This is a genomic window from Nocardia sp. NPDC050378 (genome assembly GCF_040655675.1).
Taxonomy (GTDB): Bacteria; Actinomycetota; Actinomycetes; order Mycobacteriales; family Mycobacteriaceae; genus Nocardia; species Nocardia coubleae.
This window is the reverse complement of sequence record NZ_JBFAKI010000002.1, coordinates 295,364-310,849: the sequence shown is the minus strand read 5'-3', so window position 1 is coordinate 310,849 and position 15,486 is coordinate 295,364. Positions and strand designations below refer to the sequence as shown.

Annotated in this window: 17 protein-coding genes; 7 read left to right on the top strand and 10 right to left on the bottom strand. The window is 68.6% G+C overall.

Going from position 1 to position 15,486, the window contains the following annotated elements; translation table 11 throughout:
- Positions 1–142 precede the first annotated feature (142 nt).
- Complete coding sequence (locus tag AB0I35_RS05405) at positions 143–616, bottom strand: A24 family peptidase (protein ID WP_357394531.1); 474 nt, start codon at positions 614–616, stop codon at positions 143–145.
- 209 nt (positions 617–825) lie between these two features.
- On the opposite strand from AB0I35_RS05405, the gene AB0I35_RS05400 reads away from it, so the two are divergent.
- From AB0I35_RS05400 to AB0I35_RS05385, 4 genes are read left to right on the top strand one after another with little or no spacing between them, the layout of a single operon-like run.
- Positions 826–1,947: an aminopeptidase P family protein gene (locus AB0I35_RS05400; RefSeq protein ID WP_357394530.1), complete on the top strand. Its 1,122-nt coding sequence runs from the start codon at positions 826–828 to the stop codon at positions 1,945–1,947.
- Positions 1,948–1,997: 50 nt separating this feature from the next.
- Positions 1,998–2,561 (top strand): elongation factor P, encoded by a 564-nt coding sequence (efp, locus tag AB0I35_RS05395; protein ID WP_067493585.1) that lies wholly within the window; start codon positions 1,998–2,000, stop codon positions 2,559–2,561.
- Positions 2,562–2,563: 2 nt separating this feature from the next.
- On the top strand, positions 2,564–3,073 hold the full coding sequence (nusB, locus tag AB0I35_RS05390; protein ID WP_357394529.1) for a transcription antitermination factor NusB: 510 nt from the start codon (positions 2,564–2,566) through the stop codon (positions 3,071–3,073).
- Positions 3,074–3,075: 2 nt separating this feature from the next.
- Positions 3,076–3,339: a YciI family protein gene (locus tag AB0I35_RS05385; protein ID WP_225280634.1), complete on the top strand. Its 264-nt coding sequence runs from the start codon at positions 3,076–3,078 to the stop codon at positions 3,337–3,339.
- 193 nt (positions 3,340–3,532) lie between these two features.
- On the opposite strand, the gene AB0I35_RS05380 is transcribed toward AB0I35_RS05385, so the two are convergent.
- The 4 genes from AB0I35_RS05380 to AB0I35_RS05365 form a co-directional block, all read right to left on the bottom strand.
- Positions 3,533–5,593, bottom strand: a complete 2,061-nt coding sequence (locus tag AB0I35_RS05380; protein WP_357394527.1) for an NERD domain-containing protein — start codon at positions 5,591–5,593, stop codon at positions 3,533–3,535.
- Between the two features lie 108 nt (positions 5,594–5,701).
- A complete protein-coding gene (locus tag AB0I35_RS05375) occupies positions 5,702–6,886 on the bottom strand; it encodes a serpin family protein (RefSeq protein ID WP_357394526.1) in 1,185 nt (394 codons plus the stop codon).
- A gap of 61 nt (positions 6,887–6,947) precedes the next feature.
- Positions 6,948–8,921, bottom strand: a complete 1,974-nt coding sequence (locus AB0I35_RS05370; protein ID WP_357394524.1) for a UvrD-helicase domain-containing protein — start codon at positions 8,919–8,921, stop codon at positions 6,948–6,950.
- A gap of 131 nt (positions 8,922–9,052) precedes the next feature.
- Complete coding sequence (locus AB0I35_RS05365; protein WP_357394523.1) at positions 9,053–10,003, bottom strand: zinc-binding dehydrogenase; 951 nt, start codon at positions 10,001–10,003, stop codon at positions 9,053–9,055.
- 121 nt (positions 10,004–10,124) lie between these two features.
- On the opposite strand from AB0I35_RS05365, the gene AB0I35_RS05360 reads away from it, so the two are divergent.
- Positions 10,125–10,703 (top strand): helix-turn-helix domain-containing protein, encoded by a 579-nt coding sequence (locus AB0I35_RS05360; protein WP_357394522.1) that lies wholly within the window; start codon positions 10,125–10,127, stop codon positions 10,701–10,703.
- Positions 10,704–10,721: 18 nt separating this feature from the next.
- On the opposite strand, the gene AB0I35_RS05355 is transcribed toward AB0I35_RS05360, so the two are convergent.
- Entirely contained in the window at positions 10,722–11,345 is a 624-nt protein-coding gene (locus tag AB0I35_RS05355; protein ID WP_357394520.1) for an alpha-ketoglutarate-dependent dioxygenase AlkB, read from the bottom strand.
- A 69-nt stretch (positions 11,346–11,414) separates the two neighbouring features.
- Positions 11,415–12,218: an LLM class flavin-dependent oxidoreductase gene (locus tag AB0I35_RS05350; RefSeq protein ID WP_357394518.1), complete on the bottom strand. Its 804-nt coding sequence runs from the start codon at positions 12,216–12,218 to the stop codon at positions 11,415–11,417.
- A 160-nt stretch (positions 12,219–12,378) separates the two neighbouring features.
- Between AB0I35_RS05350 and AB0I35_RS05345 the strand changes: the two genes are divergently transcribed.
- A complete protein-coding gene (locus tag AB0I35_RS05345; RefSeq protein ID WP_357394517.1) occupies positions 12,379–12,873 on the top strand; it encodes a VOC family protein in 495 nt (164 codons plus the stop codon).
- 16 nt (positions 12,874–12,889) lie between these two features.
- Entirely contained in the window at positions 12,890–13,681 is a 792-nt protein-coding gene (locus AB0I35_RS05340; RefSeq protein ID WP_357394515.1) for a MerR family transcriptional regulator, read from the top strand.
- Between the two features lie 29 nt (positions 13,682–13,710).
- Here AB0I35_RS05340 and AB0I35_RS05335 read toward each other — a convergent pair whose 3' ends face one another.
- The 3 genes from AB0I35_RS05335 to AB0I35_RS05325 all read right to left on the bottom strand — a co-directional run bounded on the left by AB0I35_RS05335 (position 13,711) and on the right by AB0I35_RS05325 (position 15,395).
- On the bottom strand, positions 13,711–14,088 hold the full coding sequence (locus AB0I35_RS05335) for a hypothetical protein (RefSeq protein WP_357394513.1): 378 nt from the start codon (positions 14,086–14,088) through the stop codon (positions 13,711–13,713).
- A 132-nt stretch (positions 14,089–14,220) separates the two neighbouring features.
- Positions 14,221–14,784 (bottom strand): GNAT family N-acetyltransferase, encoded by a 564-nt coding sequence (locus AB0I35_RS05330; RefSeq protein WP_357394512.1) that lies wholly within the window; start codon positions 14,782–14,784, stop codon positions 14,221–14,223.
- A 53-nt stretch (positions 14,785–14,837) separates the two neighbouring features.
- Positions 14,838–15,395 carry a helix-turn-helix domain-containing protein gene (locus tag AB0I35_RS05325; protein ID WP_357394510.1) on the bottom strand — a complete coding sequence of 186 codons (558 nt, stop codon included), beginning with the start codon at positions 15,393–15,395 and terminating at the stop codon, positions 14,838–14,840.
- Positions 15,396–15,486: the final 91 nt, after the last annotated feature.

Sequence of the window (15,486 nt, the reverse complement as noted above, 5' to 3'; positions counted from 1 at the left end):
TTCCCATGTCGACGCCCGTGGTCGGGCACGTGGTCCGCAGTGACGAGCGGCACGTCGGCGGTGTGCCCTGCTCGCACGCCCTCGGACCGTCTTGGCGGTGGGCGTGCGGACGGCCTCGCGATTCGGCGCGTCGGCGGCGTTGTCATGCCAGTGCCATCGCCGTCACCGTGGCCAGACACATCGCCGGACCGTGGGGTACCACCCTGCGTGCGCTCACCTGCCGCGCGCTCTCGACGGCGCGTCCCGATACCGACCGCAACCAGTGCCTACCCAGTACAACAGTCGCCGCCACTGCCGTGAGCAGCGGCGCCGCGACGGCCGCCCACGTCCACGCGGGTGGGCCGGCCAGTGCGGCCGCCGCGCCCAGCGCGATCGCCAGCTTCACATCACCGGCGCCCAGCGCGGCGGGCGCGATCAGATGGGTCACCAGGTAAGGAATGGTCAGCAGGGCGGCACCGATCAGCGCCGTGGTCAATTGCCCGGTGTACCAGGCGAACCCGAACACGGCGACCGCACCAGCGCCGGTGAGCACGTTGGGCAGGCGGCGGGCATGGACATCGATCACGCCGAGGAGCAGACACCAGGCGATGAGCAGGCAGAACGCGGCAGTAGTCATGTGTCGATCGTGCTGGCCCGAGCGGCGGCGATCGAGCCCTCTACGCCGAATGTGGACAACTTTCGCACATGTGGACAGCCCGATCTCCAGAACTCCTGTCGCACACGGACTCCGCCGAGGTCGGCGCGGGAAAACCCGGTGCCACGCCCGGAACCGAACATGACGCACTCGATGCCCACGTGTCCGTGGTTCGGCGGTAGCGTTGACTCATGTGTGCTGACTACACGGGTCCCGACCATGCGGCACGGCGTGGCGCCCTGCGGAGCCTGCTGGTGGAGAACGGCGTCGACGCGCTGCTCGTGACCGATCTGGTCAATATCCGCTATCTCACCGGCTTCACCGGCTCCAACGCCGTCCTGCTCGTGCACTCGTGGGACATGCGTGGCGCCGAGGACCGCACCGTCATCGGCACCGACGGCCGTTACGCCGCTCAGGTGGCCGAGCAGACCCCGGATCTCCGCGCCGAGATCTCGCGCGCCACCGCCCGACGCATCCTCGAGCTGGCAGGCGAGTGGCAACTCGGCCGCGTCGGCTTCGAAAGCCACGTGGTGACCGTCGCCGAGCACGAGTCGTACGGGGAGCTACGCACCGGGCTGCAGCTCGTGCCGACCTCCGGCCTGGTCGAGCAGCTGCGCATGGTCAAAGACGACTACGAGGTCGAGCAGTTGCGGGCCGCGTGCGCCGCCGCCGACGCCGGGCTGGCGTCCCTGCTCGAGCGGGGCCTGCTGCGGCCCGGGCGCACCGAGCGCCAGGTCGCGCGCGACCTCGAATGGGCGATGTTCGAGCACGGCGCCGAGGCCGTCTCGTTCGAGACCATCGTGGCCGCGGGCGTCAATTCGGCCGTGCCGCACCACCGGCCGACGGGCGCGGTCCTGGCCGAGGGCGACTTCGTGAAACTCGACTTCGGCGCGGTCGTCGACGGCTACCACTCCGACATGACGCGCACGCTCGTCCTCGGTGAACCGGCCGGTTGGCAGCGCGAGATCTACGAGCTGGTCGCCCGCTCCCAGCAGGCGGGACGCGAAGCGCTGAAACCGGGTGCCAAGACCGCCGAGGTCGATGCCGCCGCCCGCGTGGTCATCGAGGACGCGGGCTACGGCGCGCAGTTCGTACACGGCCTCGGGCACGGCGTCGGGCTGCGGATCCACGAAGCGCCCGGAGTGGCCAAAACGAGTACCGGTACACTGCTGGCAGGCGTGGCGGTGACCGTCGAACCAGGTGTGTACCTTCCCGGCCGCGGCGGGGTCCGGATCGAGGACACGCTCGTGGTGCGCGAAGGGGGCCCGGAACTGCTCACCCTCACCAGCAAGAACCTGACCGTCGTCGAGTGACGACGGCGCCCCCAGAGACACGCAGTAACGAACGAGGAGATCCGAAGACAGTGGCGGACACCAGCGACTTCAAGAACGGCCTTGTGCTGAAGATCGACGGTCAGCTTCAGCAGATCGTCGAATTCCAGCACGTGAAGCCGGGTAAGGGCCCCGCCTTCGTGCGGACCAAGCTGAAGAACGTCGTGTCCGGCAAGGTCGTCGACAAGACCTTCAACGCGGGTGTCAAGGTCGAGACCGCCACGGTCGACCGTCGCGACATGACCTACCTGTACCACGACGGCTCCGACTACATCTTCATGGACGGCGAGACCTACGACCAGATCTCCATCCCGGAGGCCACCATCGGTCAGGGTGCGCGTTTCCTGCTGGAGAACATGGGCGTGCAGGTCGCCGTGCACGAGGACGCGCCGCTGTTCGTGGAGCTCCCGGTGACCATCGAGCTGCTGGTGCAGCACACCGACATCGGTCTGCAGGGCGACCGCTCCACCGGCGGCACCAAGCCCGCCACCCTGGAAACCGGCGCCGAGGTGCAGGTCCCGCTGTTCATCAACACCGGTGACAAGCTGAAAATCGACTCGCGCGACGGCAGCTACCTCGGCCGCGTCAACGCCTGATCGTGGCGGACTCCCCGGCAGACAAGAAGGGCTCGTACAAGAAGCTCGGTGCGCGCCACAAGGCGCGTCGCCGTGCCGTGGACATGCTGTTCGAGGCGGAGGCGCGCGACGTCGACGTCTCCGATCTGCTGGCCGAGCGAGCCGAGCTCGCGACCCGCGATCAGAGCGTGGCCCCTGTGCACCCGTACACCAACACCCTGGTCGAGGGCGTCGCCGACGACCTCGACCGGGTGGACGGCACCATCGAGTCCTACCTGCAGGACTGGACCCTGACGCGGCTGCCCGCCGTGGACCGGGCCATCCTGCGGATCGCGGTGTGGGAGCTGTTCCATGCCACCGACGTGCCCCCGGTCGTGGCGGTCGACGAGGCGGTGGAGCTGGCCAAAGAGCTGTCCACCGATGATTCCCCGTCGTTCGTGAACGGTGTGCTCGGCCAGGTCGTGCAGGTGGCGCCGCAGGTGCGGGCCGCCGCTGCCGCCACACGGGCCCCTCGGCCGGAACCGGAGGCCTGAGCGTGGCCAAGTACCTGGTGATGGCCCGGCGCACGCCCGGGTTCGACGCCTCGGTCATCGAGCCACACCGCGAATTCCTGCGTGACCTGCTCGCGAAAGGGCAGCTGCAGGAGAGCGGTGGATTCAGCGACGGCACCGGCGGCGCCTATGTGGTGCTGGCCGAAAACCTCGACGCCGCAACCACAATCGTGCACTCCGATCCACTGCACACCATGGGTGCTTCGGAACTGACCATTCACGAATGGACGATCACCGTCTCCGCGTGATCCCGTTCCGCCGACAGCCGCGCGCTCGAAACGAGCGTGCGGCTGTTCGTCGTTCGGGCCGTGGTCCGACGGCCTCCGCCGGTGGGTGTACGAGGAAACCGGCGGAGGCGCGACCGCGCCGGGTAGCGCGGTGTCGGGTGTGCGTGGGCACCCGATCATCCTGCAACCTCGAGTGGGCTCGAGGTCAAGAGGGTCAGCGGCGGGCGTGGACGAGGGGTGCCAGGAAGCTTTCGATCTGTGCGCCCGACGGTTGACCGAGGCGTCTGCCCAGATAGTCGGGTGCGTCGCCCGCGGCGCGGCAGCGGTCGGGGTCGGTGTTGGCCGGGTCGTTGGAGTAGCGCTCGCCGAGCATGGTCGCCTTCGCGACTTCGCGCCCGGTGCGCAGCTCGTAAACGATCACCTCGTAGGTGGCGCGGAACAGGTTGACCGTGCGGCCCACCGGTGCGCCGGGCGAGGGCGCGTACTGGCAGGTCTGGACGAGGTCGCGCAGTTCCAGCTGCTTCATGCAGGCGATGAGCTGCACCGATGACGGGTCGGTCGGGCGCCACGCACTCGAATCCTCCGGCCGGACCATGCTCGTGAGATGGCCGGAGAGATAGATCGGCGCCACATCACCGCGCTGGTAGGGGGCGGCGTTCGGGAACGGCTTCTTGTCCGGCCCGCACATGCGGTCGTAGTCCGACATCTCGAACCGGCTCGCCTGCACCGCCGTGATGGCGAAGAACCCGGCCCCGAACAAGAAGATGAACAGGATCAAGCCGAGCCCCGCACCGATCTTCGGCAGACTCCTGCCGCGCTCCGCACGCTCGCGGACAGGGCGGTTCTGCCAGCGCTCACGCAGCGACGGTCCGCTCGGCCCGGTGCGCCGGCGCGATCCCGTGCGCCGCAAGTCGCGCCAGCGCCGGCGCAGTGAGGGACGCCGCGCGGGTTGCTCGTGGCCGACCCAATCGGTCCAGCTACCCGACTTCGACGAGTGCGTACTGGTGCTCGAGGGGGTGCTCCAGGAAGCGGCGGCCGCACCGGAGGACCAGCTTTCGCCGCGCGGCAGGTGGGAATCGGCCGTGCGGGAATCATCTTCTCGCTCATCAGGTTCCACGGCCGTGCTCGAATCGTGCATCGGCTCGGGCGCCGGAGGTGGACGCTGCGGTTCACCGCTGTCGCTCTTGCTCAGCGAGATGACGTGGCCGGTATCGCGATCGTCGACATCGTCGTCCCACCGCTCGTCAGCCGGATCCTCGGTTTCGCCGCGCAGTGGCGATGCACTGGTGTGTGCCGTGGTGTGGTCCGGGGACACCGGATCAGCCGATACCTCAGCCGAATTCGGCACCTGAGCGCTCGTCACCACCTCATCGGGTGGCCCCGCGCCCACCGGTGCCGATTCCTGTTCGGCAGGGCTGGTCCCTGTCGCAGCGGAGGTCGATGCAGGCGCGGACCGATGCGGGCGGTTCGCCAGCCGGTCGATCGCCGCCAAGAACGCGGGCGTCGGCGACTGACCCGCCCCCACCGGATCATGACGAGTCGCCTCAGCCCTCTCGTCCTCGGAATGCGTTGCCGCCGAGCCGGACAGTGGACCGAGTTCCGCCGGAGACGCGGGCGCCGCGGGCCTGCTGGTGGCTGCCGCTTCGAGTTCGTCCGGGAACCCCTGCGCCGTCAGGTCGTCGGTCGAGGGCAGCAGGTGGCCGAGATTGAGGGCCGTGAAAACCCGCGCGACGTCCTCGACGCTGAGCCGAACGGTTCGCCCGATCTCGGCCTCGAAATAGTCGTGCAACGCGGTGAAGTCGTCGCGGTCGACGATCACCGCGCGGTACCCGTCGGCGATGCGGGTTTCCTCGATGGTGATCTGGGCGCCCGGCTGGGGGACCAGTGCGATGACCGCGTTCACCCAGCCGAAGATCCCGGACTGCTGCAGCAGGCTTTTCGCCGCGAACACCTGCCTGCGTACCTGCACGAACGGGTTCGGCACGCGCGCGGCGTGATACAGCGCCGCCGGGGCGCCGTCGATGGTCCACGGTCCGTTCGGTGGGGTGGCGAGGGTGCCTTCCTGGCGGGTGGTGAAACCCTTGACCTCCAGGATGGTCACGGTCTGCGGGGTGCATACCAGCGCGTCGACCTCGACCGATCCGCCTCGGTTCTCCGGCACATGGCAACGGAAGACCGCGACGCCACCGGCCCGGAATGCCTCGTCGCGGAGCGCCGCACCGACGATCTGTTCCGCGCCTTCGAGTTCGGTCTCGTCCGCGACAACGACGATCACCACGACCCCCTGAACACCCGACTGCGGACTCCTACCAGGATACGGCCTCGCTGGGCCGTTCCGAATCCTGTTGCCGAGCAACACATTCGGTAAGAATGATTACCCATTTCACCACGGCGCGCTTCCGGGTGGCCGTGGGGCGTCGCCCGCCGGACGTTCCCAGGTGAGTGGGGGTGTGGTGACCTGGCCCGCGACGAGCACCAACCCGGTCGGCCGGTCGACGGCGAGGAACGCGAAGGGCCGATCGATGTTCACCGAGGTGATCGTCGCCCAGTCCAGTTGCGGAAGGCCGCCCAGGGCCACGGCGACCGCGGTCACCGCGGCCGCCTCGAAACCCGCGGCGTCGAACCGTGCGATCACATTCTGCGCCGCGGCTTCGACAGCGAGTGGGAACGAGCTGATGCCCGGGAAATGTCCTTGCGAAGAGTCACGGGCGGCGCGGAGGCCGAACAGCGCGGCGTGGTCGAGCAGATTGTGGTGTGCGGCGATGTCGAAGGGCGGCAGAGTCAGGACGACGGAGTCGCCGTCGGCGGTCTCACGCCGCTCGACGGTCAGACAAGGCGCAGTCGTTCCCACTGGGAGGTCAGACGTCGAGGGCAGGGATCCGTCGAGTGCCGCGATACCGGCCGCCACGGCATGGCGCGGGGCGGCACCGATCAGGAGATGAACGTCGAGCTCGCCACGACCGGCGACGATCACCCTGGTGACGTCCGAACCGAGAATCGACACACTGCCATCGGGGTAGTCGCTCCGGTACAGCCCGGTGCCGCGATGCCCCTGCCATGGACCGGTTTCGGGCATCCAAAGGATCTCGTCGAACGGCGTGACCCACTTGGTGCGCGCCAACAGCGCTGTGGCCAGCGCGAATACAGTCATCGGCGAGATCGGCACCGGGAATTCGGAGATCATTCCTCGGGTCTGTTCATACGCCCAGGCATCCAGTGCCGCAGGATCACCCAGCTCGCCGACGGTTCCGGCGGGCATACTCTCGATCCATTCCGGATGCACTGGCACACCCGCCTTCGCCCATGCGCCGATCGCCGTCGACACCTCCCGCGAATCGTCGAGGGATTTCAGCATCGCCAGCCCGGCCGCATGCGCCTCGTCGGCCGGAATCCCCAGGGCAGCGGCCAGTTCGGTCCTGGCCGGCCCCTGCGCCGCACCCGCGAGTACCGCGAGCAACGGCCACAGCCCGGCCGCCGACACCGCCGTGTTCGCGCCCCCGAAGGTGGTGCACCACCGCGCCGTGAGCTCGTTGGCCGAGCGGACGTGTGGCATCAGCAAACTCCCCATGGGCGCCGATCTTACGACCAACCACCGACAACTCGCCGTCTTCCCACGGCGGCGCAGCCGATCAGTCGCGCACAATCCCCAGCCAGACATAGTCCCTGGCCCGGGTCACCGCGACGAATTGCTGACGCATCAGCAGGTCGTAGCGTTCCTGCTCGGCATCGGTGCGCGGCGGTGGGGTGGGTTGGGTGAACGGGTGGATCACCGCCTGGAAGTCCAGGCCCTTCGCCCGGTACACGGTGCCGACCTTGACGCCGCTGTCGGTATCGGCGCAGCGGTAGTCGAGGAGTTCCTGTGCCGCGATGCCCCATTCGCGCAGCATGCGCAGGACAGCGTCGGCCTCGGCGTTGGTGATCGTGATGACGGCGGTGTCCGACAGCGAGATCCCCTCGGCGACAATGCGATCGAGCTGGCGCCGAAGATGGTCGGGCAGCTCGGCGCCGGTGCAGGTGATCTGTTCGGCGTGTCCGTCGGGCAGGGCGGCATCGGTGAGGTCGAGGCTGTGCCGGTCCGGGGTGTCGATATCGTCGACCGGGCAGGCGCCGTCCAGGCTCGCGGCCAGTTTCAGGATCGCGTGCCGGTTGCGGTAGTTCCTGGTGAGCTTCTCGCTGCGACCGACGATGTTGATGTCGGCGTCGATGAAACGCCAGCCGCCCGCGTAGATCTGCTGCTGGCGGTCGCCGACGAACAGCAGCGAGTTCGGTTCGTCGCCGGTGAGCGCGTGCACCAGGCGCACTCCCTGCAGGGTCATGTCCTGCATTTCGTCGACAACGACCATCGCGTACGGCCGCGGCAACGGATCGGTGCGCAGTTCGTCGAGCGCGGCGGTGATGATGTCGTTGCCGTCGTAGCACTGGCGTTCGGTGCGGATCCGCTCGTATTCCACGTACAGATTCCACACGTGTACGCGCTGGCTGGTGCGCAACGCGACGCGCCTGCCCCGGCGGTCCAGCCCGTCGTAGGCGTCGAAACCCGCCTCGGTGGGCGGTAGGCCACGGCCTTTGATCACCCGATCGATCTCCTCGCGCCAGTAGCGGGGATCGGGGGTGGCGTTGGTGAGCGGGCTCGAGCGGCCGACTTTGGCCCACGCGCGGTTGAACGCGGTCTCGGTGCGGCGCAGTTCCATCTTGCGGTGGATACCGCGTTCGGCGAGGAAATCCTGCGCCCAGGAGTGCAGGTTGGTGAATTCCGCGCGACCCACCGTCGGCAGCAGGCGGGCGAACGCGGACTCCTGGCACGGCGGCAGGTTCTTCACCAGTGTGGTGAACAGCAGCGGTCCCGTGCTGCGGCGCGCCCGGTGCGCCATCCGGTGCAGCGCCAGCACTGTTTTGCCGGATCCGGCCGGGCCGACGATGCGGGCAGGCCCGTTGTGGTTGCGGGTCACCAGGGCGAGCTGATCGGGATCGAGGAACGACAGCCAGGTCGGGAACGGTTTGCGCAGCGCACCGGTGAGATGGTCGGTGCGCAGCGACGCCACGTCGAGCAAGCCGTCGGCCTCGGTGGGTACCTGCTCCGATTCCACGCGGCGGACCGCCCGGTAGTCGGAGTTACGTCGCGCGGTGTGTTCGGCGAGCGCACCGGCGAGCCGGGCGGGCATCACGGGTTTGCGACTCAGCAACGACCGAACCGTGGCATCGGTGCACACCACGAACCGTCCGTCCGCGCCGGTGAGACGGCCAGGTGGCAGCACGAACACCAATTCGACGGTCTCGCGCACGAATTCGTTGCCGTTCGGACCGATCTTCACACCGGTGAACATCTGCTCGGCTTGGGCGCGCAACCGCCGGATCTGTGCCTCACCGGGCAGTTCGTCCACCACGTTGACCGCGAAAACCCCACTGGGCCCGACGACCACCGCATCACACCGCCCCGCGGGCGCGGGCTGCCGACGATGCAGCAGCAGCCGCCACCGGTGTCGCCCCGCCAGCAGTACCGACGTATAGACGCCACGCGACCGCCCCGGCATTTCCTCGACGGTCTCGGCGAGCGCCTCCTCGGCCCGCACCCGCAGAACCTCATGATCATTACTGGAAACCATCACGCCACCCCACTGTTCCGCGCACTCCAACGCCCCTCCAGTATCGTCCGATACCCAAGCAACAGAACGCATTTCGGTTCAAGAGGTGACCGCGGACCCACACCCGACCGGTCGGATTGCCGACCGCTGATTCACGGACGCAACAACACACTGCCCATCGCGACACGATCCTCGAGCATCCGATGCGCCTTCGCGGCGTCGGCCATCGGGAGTACCGCGTCCACCACCGGAACCAGCCGCCCCTGTGCCGCGGCTGCCAGCGCCGCCGCACCGTGTGCGGCCACCGTGCCCGACCACGCCGGCCCCGCGCACCCGGTGAGCGTGAGCCCACGCAGGATCAGGTCCGCGGCCGCCACCTGCGCCGGGGCTCCCGCGAGCCATCCGTAGCCGAGGATTCGGCCGCGCAGCGGGGTGACGAGGTCGAGCACGGGTGACAACGAGTCGCCGCCGATCGAATCGAAGACGACGTCGAGGGTGTCGTCGCGGAGCAGTGCCGGTAGTTGCCGCGCCCAGTCCGGTGCGTTGTGGTCGACGACCGCGTGCGCACCGTTCGCGCGGGCCAGTTCGGCTTTCGCGGGGCCACCAGCGGTGCCGATCACCCGCAGTCCTGCCGCGGCGCACAATCGGGTGAGGCTCGCACCCACTCCGGTCGCCGCTGCCTCGACGAGCACGGTCGCACCCGCGCGCGGCGCCGCGGTGTCGAACAGCGCGGTCGCCACCGACCCGGCCATCAGGATCGCCGCGGCGGCGTCCAGGTCGAGATCGGCCGGGACGGCATCGACCGAATCGGCCGGCACCGCGACATATTCGGCATACGACCCGTATCCGGGCGTGGACACGACGACCCGTGAGCCGACGAGCCCTGCATCGACGTCGGCACCGACCTCGACCACGGTGCCCGCTGCTTGGAACCCGAACACCGCGGGAAGTCGCGCGGGAAACGGGAAGGCTCCCGAGCGCATCAGGGTCTCCGGGTAGAGCACCGGGATGGACTCGGTTCGGACGAGTACCTCACCCGTCGCCGGTCGTGGGGTGTCGACTTCCTCGACGACCAGGACTTCGGGCGCGCCGACGGTGGTCATTACGATTGCTTGCAACGGAACTCCATAAGTTGACTGACGGTCCAGTTCTCCCGGTGAGAGACGATATGGACCGTCGGTCAACTTTGTCAACGGATCGGCATGTGCCGAGGAAATGAGTGCGATGGGCGAGGGCCGTCGGGTCGAACGAGCCGATGCCGCGCGCAACCGGCGGGCAATTCTCGAGGCGACCATGGCGCTGCTCGACGAACACGGCGCCGCCGGGGTGACCATGGATCGGGTCGCGGCGGCGGCGGGGGTCGGCAAGGGCACCATCTTCCATCGCTTCGGTAGCCGCTCCGGCCTGCTCTACGAACTCATCGCGGAGGGGGCGAGCGAGCTCATGACCCGAGTTCTCGACGGCCCGCCGCCGCTGGGGCCCGGCGCGCCCGCCGGTGATCGGTTGCTCGCGTTCTTCGATGCGATGACCTGCCTGGTGACCGATCATGTCGAGCTGATCGCCGCGTACCGCGCGATGCCGCCGCATCCGCGCACCGAGGAGTTCCACGCCTTCTGGGCCGAGCACATCAGCACCCTCCTCCGGGAGGTCAGGCCTGATCTCGACGCCGAAGTCGTTGGTGCGCTGTTGCTTTCGTCGATCGGTGGGGACCTCGCCCAGCAGATGGCCAGGGCGGGGGAGGTCGCGCGGCTCCGGGCGGCCGTTCAGGATATGGTCCGCTCGGTGCTGACCACGCCCCGGTGACGAGCCGTCGGTGGCGGTTCAGCGGACGCCGCGCGGGCGGAACTGGATGCTGATGCGTGGACCGACCGGACGTGTGGTCTTGGGAACGGCGTGTTCCCAGGTGCGCTGACACGCGCCGCCCATGACGAGCAGATCGCCGTGACCTGCGGTGAAGCGGACGCTGGCGCCGCCACCTCGGGGCCGTAGGAGTAGGGCGCGTGGCGCACCGACGGAGACGATCGCCACCATGGTGTCGTGGGTGGCGCCACGGCCGATGGTGTCGCCGTGCCAGGCGACACTGTCGCGACCGTCGCGGTAGAAGCACAGCCCCGCGGTCCGGAACGGTTCGCCCAGTTCGGGCAGATAGTGCTCGGTGAGGGCGTCGCGCGCCTCGACCAGCACCCGATCCGGCAGGGGATCGTGTTCGCCGAAGAAGGAGATCAGGCGCGGCACGTCGACCACCCGGTCGTACATCGGCCTGCGTTCGGCATGCCAGGGCACCCGCTCGGCGAGTCGATCGAACACCTCGCTCGCCCCGCTCAACCATCCGGGCGCCATATCGACCCAGGCGGTGGCGTCGAGCTGGGTCCGCCGGAGAGCGTCCAGTGAACCCAGCGCAATCGCCTCACCGTCGAACAGTGAACCTTGCAGGGGCATCGACATGACCGCCATTCTAGCGCGCGTTCGAACATATGTTCGTAGTAGTTCGGGTGATGGCACTCCCGCGAGGTCCTATGTTCCGGTGAGCGCGGCGACCACCGGGGCGAACCGTTCGGCGAAGTCGGCACCGACAACGATGTAGGAGAAACCGGCTTCCTCGCGGCGGCGGCGGATTTCGTCGATGGCGGCGGCGGGGTCGTCCGGGAGAACGGTCAGGGCGTCGGCGGCGCGGAGTGCGGCGGGATCGGTCGCGGGGTGGGCCATGTGCGGGGCGACGGTGTCACCGATCACCGGGACGGCAAGGGCCAGCTCGGGGCTGTTGCCGGTGCGGAATTCGCGGGTCAGCCGCTCGACCTGGTTCCGGGGGAGATCGCCGAGCGGGAAGGTCACCGTGTCGGCGATCTCGGCCGCCAGAGCCCGCGCCTTCGGGCCGTACACTGCCATCGCCACCGGGGTGCGCCGGTGCGGGCCGTCGAGTTCGCGCAGCCGGTCGACGGTTTCCCTGATGTGGGCCAGCCGTTCTCCCGGCGCGACGATCGGCAGACCCTTGTCGCGCAACTCGTCCTCGATGCCACCGCGTCCGGTGCCGATTCCCATCTCGAACCGGTCGTCCGTCAGGAGCGACAGCGAATGCGCTTCCCAGGCAGTCAGCCATGGCGGGCGCAAGGGAGAGGCGTACACCCAGGTCCCCACGCGCAGGTCTGTCAGCGCCGCGGCGGTGGCGAGCATGGGTGCCGGCGCCGGCTGCGTGAGCGGGAAATCAGCCACCAACAGGGTCGAATACCCGAGCCCAGCGATCCGCCGAACTCGCTCCCGCCACACCTGCGCCTCACTCCTGAGCGGAGCGACGACCCCGAACCGAAACTTCCTGACCATCGGCGAACACCTCTCTGTCGACAGCTGACGCATGTTCCGACGACGACCCCGTCCGAAATTCATCGCCTACTCGCTCGTGCGACCCTCCGACCGGGGACTTCGGTGCGCGCGACGCGGCAGACTTGACCCTCACGTAGCGTCAGGCTCGACGATCACTCGTATGAACTTTCCAGCTTTCGAGATGAGCCCGGTGCCCGTTCCCGGTCCCGATGCTGTCGCGCCGCAACCGTTCCGGGGTATCTACGGGATGCCCATGTTCGTGATCGTGCCGTGTGCCGAGATCGCGAAGTCGGTGGAATTCTGGGTGGAGGGGCTCGGGTTCTTCGAGTTCTTCACCGCGCCGGGGCAGGTGACGCATCTGCGGCGATGGGCGTTTCAGGATGTGCTTCTCGTGCCGGGGGCACCGGCGGACGGACCGGGTGGGCTCACGGTGAGTTTCTCCTGCGTGCTCGATGAGATCGACGGCATCGCCGAAGCGTGCGAGCGGGCGGTGCCGGGGTGCACGGTCGGCCCACGGGTGATGCCGTGGAATTCGATGGAACTCGAGGTGGTGACACCGGAGCACACGCGTGTGGTGATGACCGCCGCCCGCCCGTACGACCCGGACAGCCCGGCGGCCGAGCACCTGCGGTCGATGGGGATCGAGGGGCCCTGACGGCACAATGGTGGTCGTGACCACCTCGCCACGCACCGTCGGCGCCACGGCGCGGCTGCTCGGTGTCACCACCCGCACCCTGCATCACTGGGACGCGATCGGGTTGGTCTGCCCGTCGGAGCGCAGCCCCGGCGGGTACCGGCTCTACAGCGCGGCCGAGGTGGCGCGCGCCCACCGTGTGCTGACCTACCGCGAACTCGGCGTACCCCTCGACGACATCGCGGGCCTGCTGGACGCACCGACCGCCGACGCGCTCACCACCCTGCGCGAGCAGCGCGCCGAACTCGAGGCCCGCATCCATCGGCTACGCGGGATGGCCGACGCGGTGGATCGGCTGATCGAAGCACGCGAGACGGGCATCCTGCTCCCCGCGGAAGATCAGGTCGCGATCTTCGGCGACGGATGGGAACCGGCGTGGGTCGAGCAGGCCCGCGAACGCTGGGGCGAGACCCCGCAGTGGGCGCAGTACGCCGAACGCGTCGCCGACCGCACGCCCGAGGACTGGCGCAAGGTCTCCGACGACCTGTCCGCCCTGCACACCGACCTCGCCGCGGCGCTGCGCCACGGTGTCACACCGGGCAGCCCGGAAGCCGACACCCTCGCGGAACGCCACCGCGACTCCCTCGCGGTCTATTTCGACTGCACCCACGCCATGCACGTCTGCCTGGCCCGCACCTACCGCACCGATCCCGGCTACACCGCCTTCTACGACTCCCTCGCGCCTGGCCTCACCCAGTGGCTGTGCGCCGTCATCGACGCCAACGCCCGAGCCAACGGCATCGACCCCGCCACGGCCACCTGGAGTTGACTGCCGTCGTCGCAGGACGAGGGCGGCGTTCAATTCGCGAGGGCGACCAGACCGGCGCCGATCAGCGCCACGAGAGCGATCACGTCGGCACGCGCCACCCGAAGAGTTCGCGCATTGAGTTTGCCCGGCCCGATGACCGCGGTGAGGACGAGAAACGAAGCGGTGCTGACGATTCCGGCCGTGATCGTGACAGTCCTGGCGGCAGGGACCACGGCGCCGATGACCAACCCGAACCCCACCGTCGCGAGCAACACCGCGCGATGACGCAGGAGAAGCTCCAGATCCCTGTCCGTGACGTCGGTGCCATAGGCGGTGCTCACCCGTCGTGGCGACAACGCGACCACGCCCGGCACGATGTGCAGAATTCCGACGCCGACCAGCAGCGTCGCGACGATGCCTGCTCCCACCTTTGCGCTCCTCCGTTTGTGTACCTGAAGTCGTGCAAGCATGTCCGCTACAGGCGACGACCACTTCCGTAAACGTGTCGTATCCCGGCGGACGGATTCGGCGGCGGCCCGCGGTTGCCTCGAGAACGCGCGTCACGAGCCGTGTGCGGTAGTCGCCCAGACCTGATAGCGACCGGAATCCCCCGGAGCCTCGGCTGCACGCAATTCGGTCTCGACCAGGCGATAACCGAGCCTGCGAGGCACTGCCGCGCTGCGGACATTGGCCGCGTCGCACCGGATTTCGACGCGCTCGATGTGGGGGAGCGCGAGGGCGGCGGCGGTGAGCGCGCGCGCCGCCCGGGTGATCACGCCGCGACCGGTATGGGCGACGTGACACCAATACCCGATTTCCAGGTTGCCCGCCGCCACACGGTCGTGCAGCCCGATCCCACCGGCGACTTCGCCTGCCGCCGTGAAGATTCCGTACAGGTACCCGCCGTCCGGAGTCGGCCACCGCGTGCTCGAGATCTCGATGGAAAGTCGCTGATACTCGCGCGTGGGTGGTTCCGCTGCCCACGCCATCCACCGGTGCAGGTGCTCGTGCGAATCGGTGAGCGCGGCCAACCGGCTGTCCACGTCCGCCGGTCGCCACCGGCGCACGACCAGCTCGCCCAGGTCGATACGCGTCGGCGGCGTCGCCGCGATGTCGATTCCCATAGTCGATGGTCGCCGGACCCGAAGCGCCGCGTCAAAGCGTTTTCGCCGATCGGTCAGGAGAGGCGGTCGAGAATTCCGAGGGCGATTTCGGTGGCAGCGGCGGCCATCTGGTCGTCGGGCAGATCCAGGTCACCCATCATCGACACACTCCAGCTGATCGCCAGGAGCGCCTGCCGGGCGTAGTAGACATCGAGCGGTGCCCGTTCGGGGTCCGTCATGAGGTCGGCGAGCACACGGAATTGGTAGCGCAGGCCCGCGCCGAATCCGAGATCGCGGAACGCGGGCTGATTCTCGTGCCAGAACCGCACCATATCGCGCCCGAGACTGTGCAGCAGGGCGCTGTAACGGCGCAGAATCTGCTCGGCCCGCTCCTGGCCTGCCGGGGCTTGCTCGGCCCAGGTCACGATGTCGTCGATGCCGCGTCGCAAGTCGTCGGAGAGGCTGACGACGATGTCTTCCTTGGTTCGGAAGTGGTAATACAGTGCGGCTTTCGTGACACCGAGCCGCTCGGCGATCTCCCGCAGTGAGGTCTTCTCGTAGCCGCGCTCGGCGAACAACTCCATCGCCACAGCGCGGATGCGGTCCTTGGTGTCGCTACGACGTCCGTCCACGGGATTCCTTTTGCTTGACGACCGGCTAGGAGGAGCCTACCGTCGCTGCGTATCGGCGATTGCTAGCCGGTCGACAAGTTAGTTCGAAAGG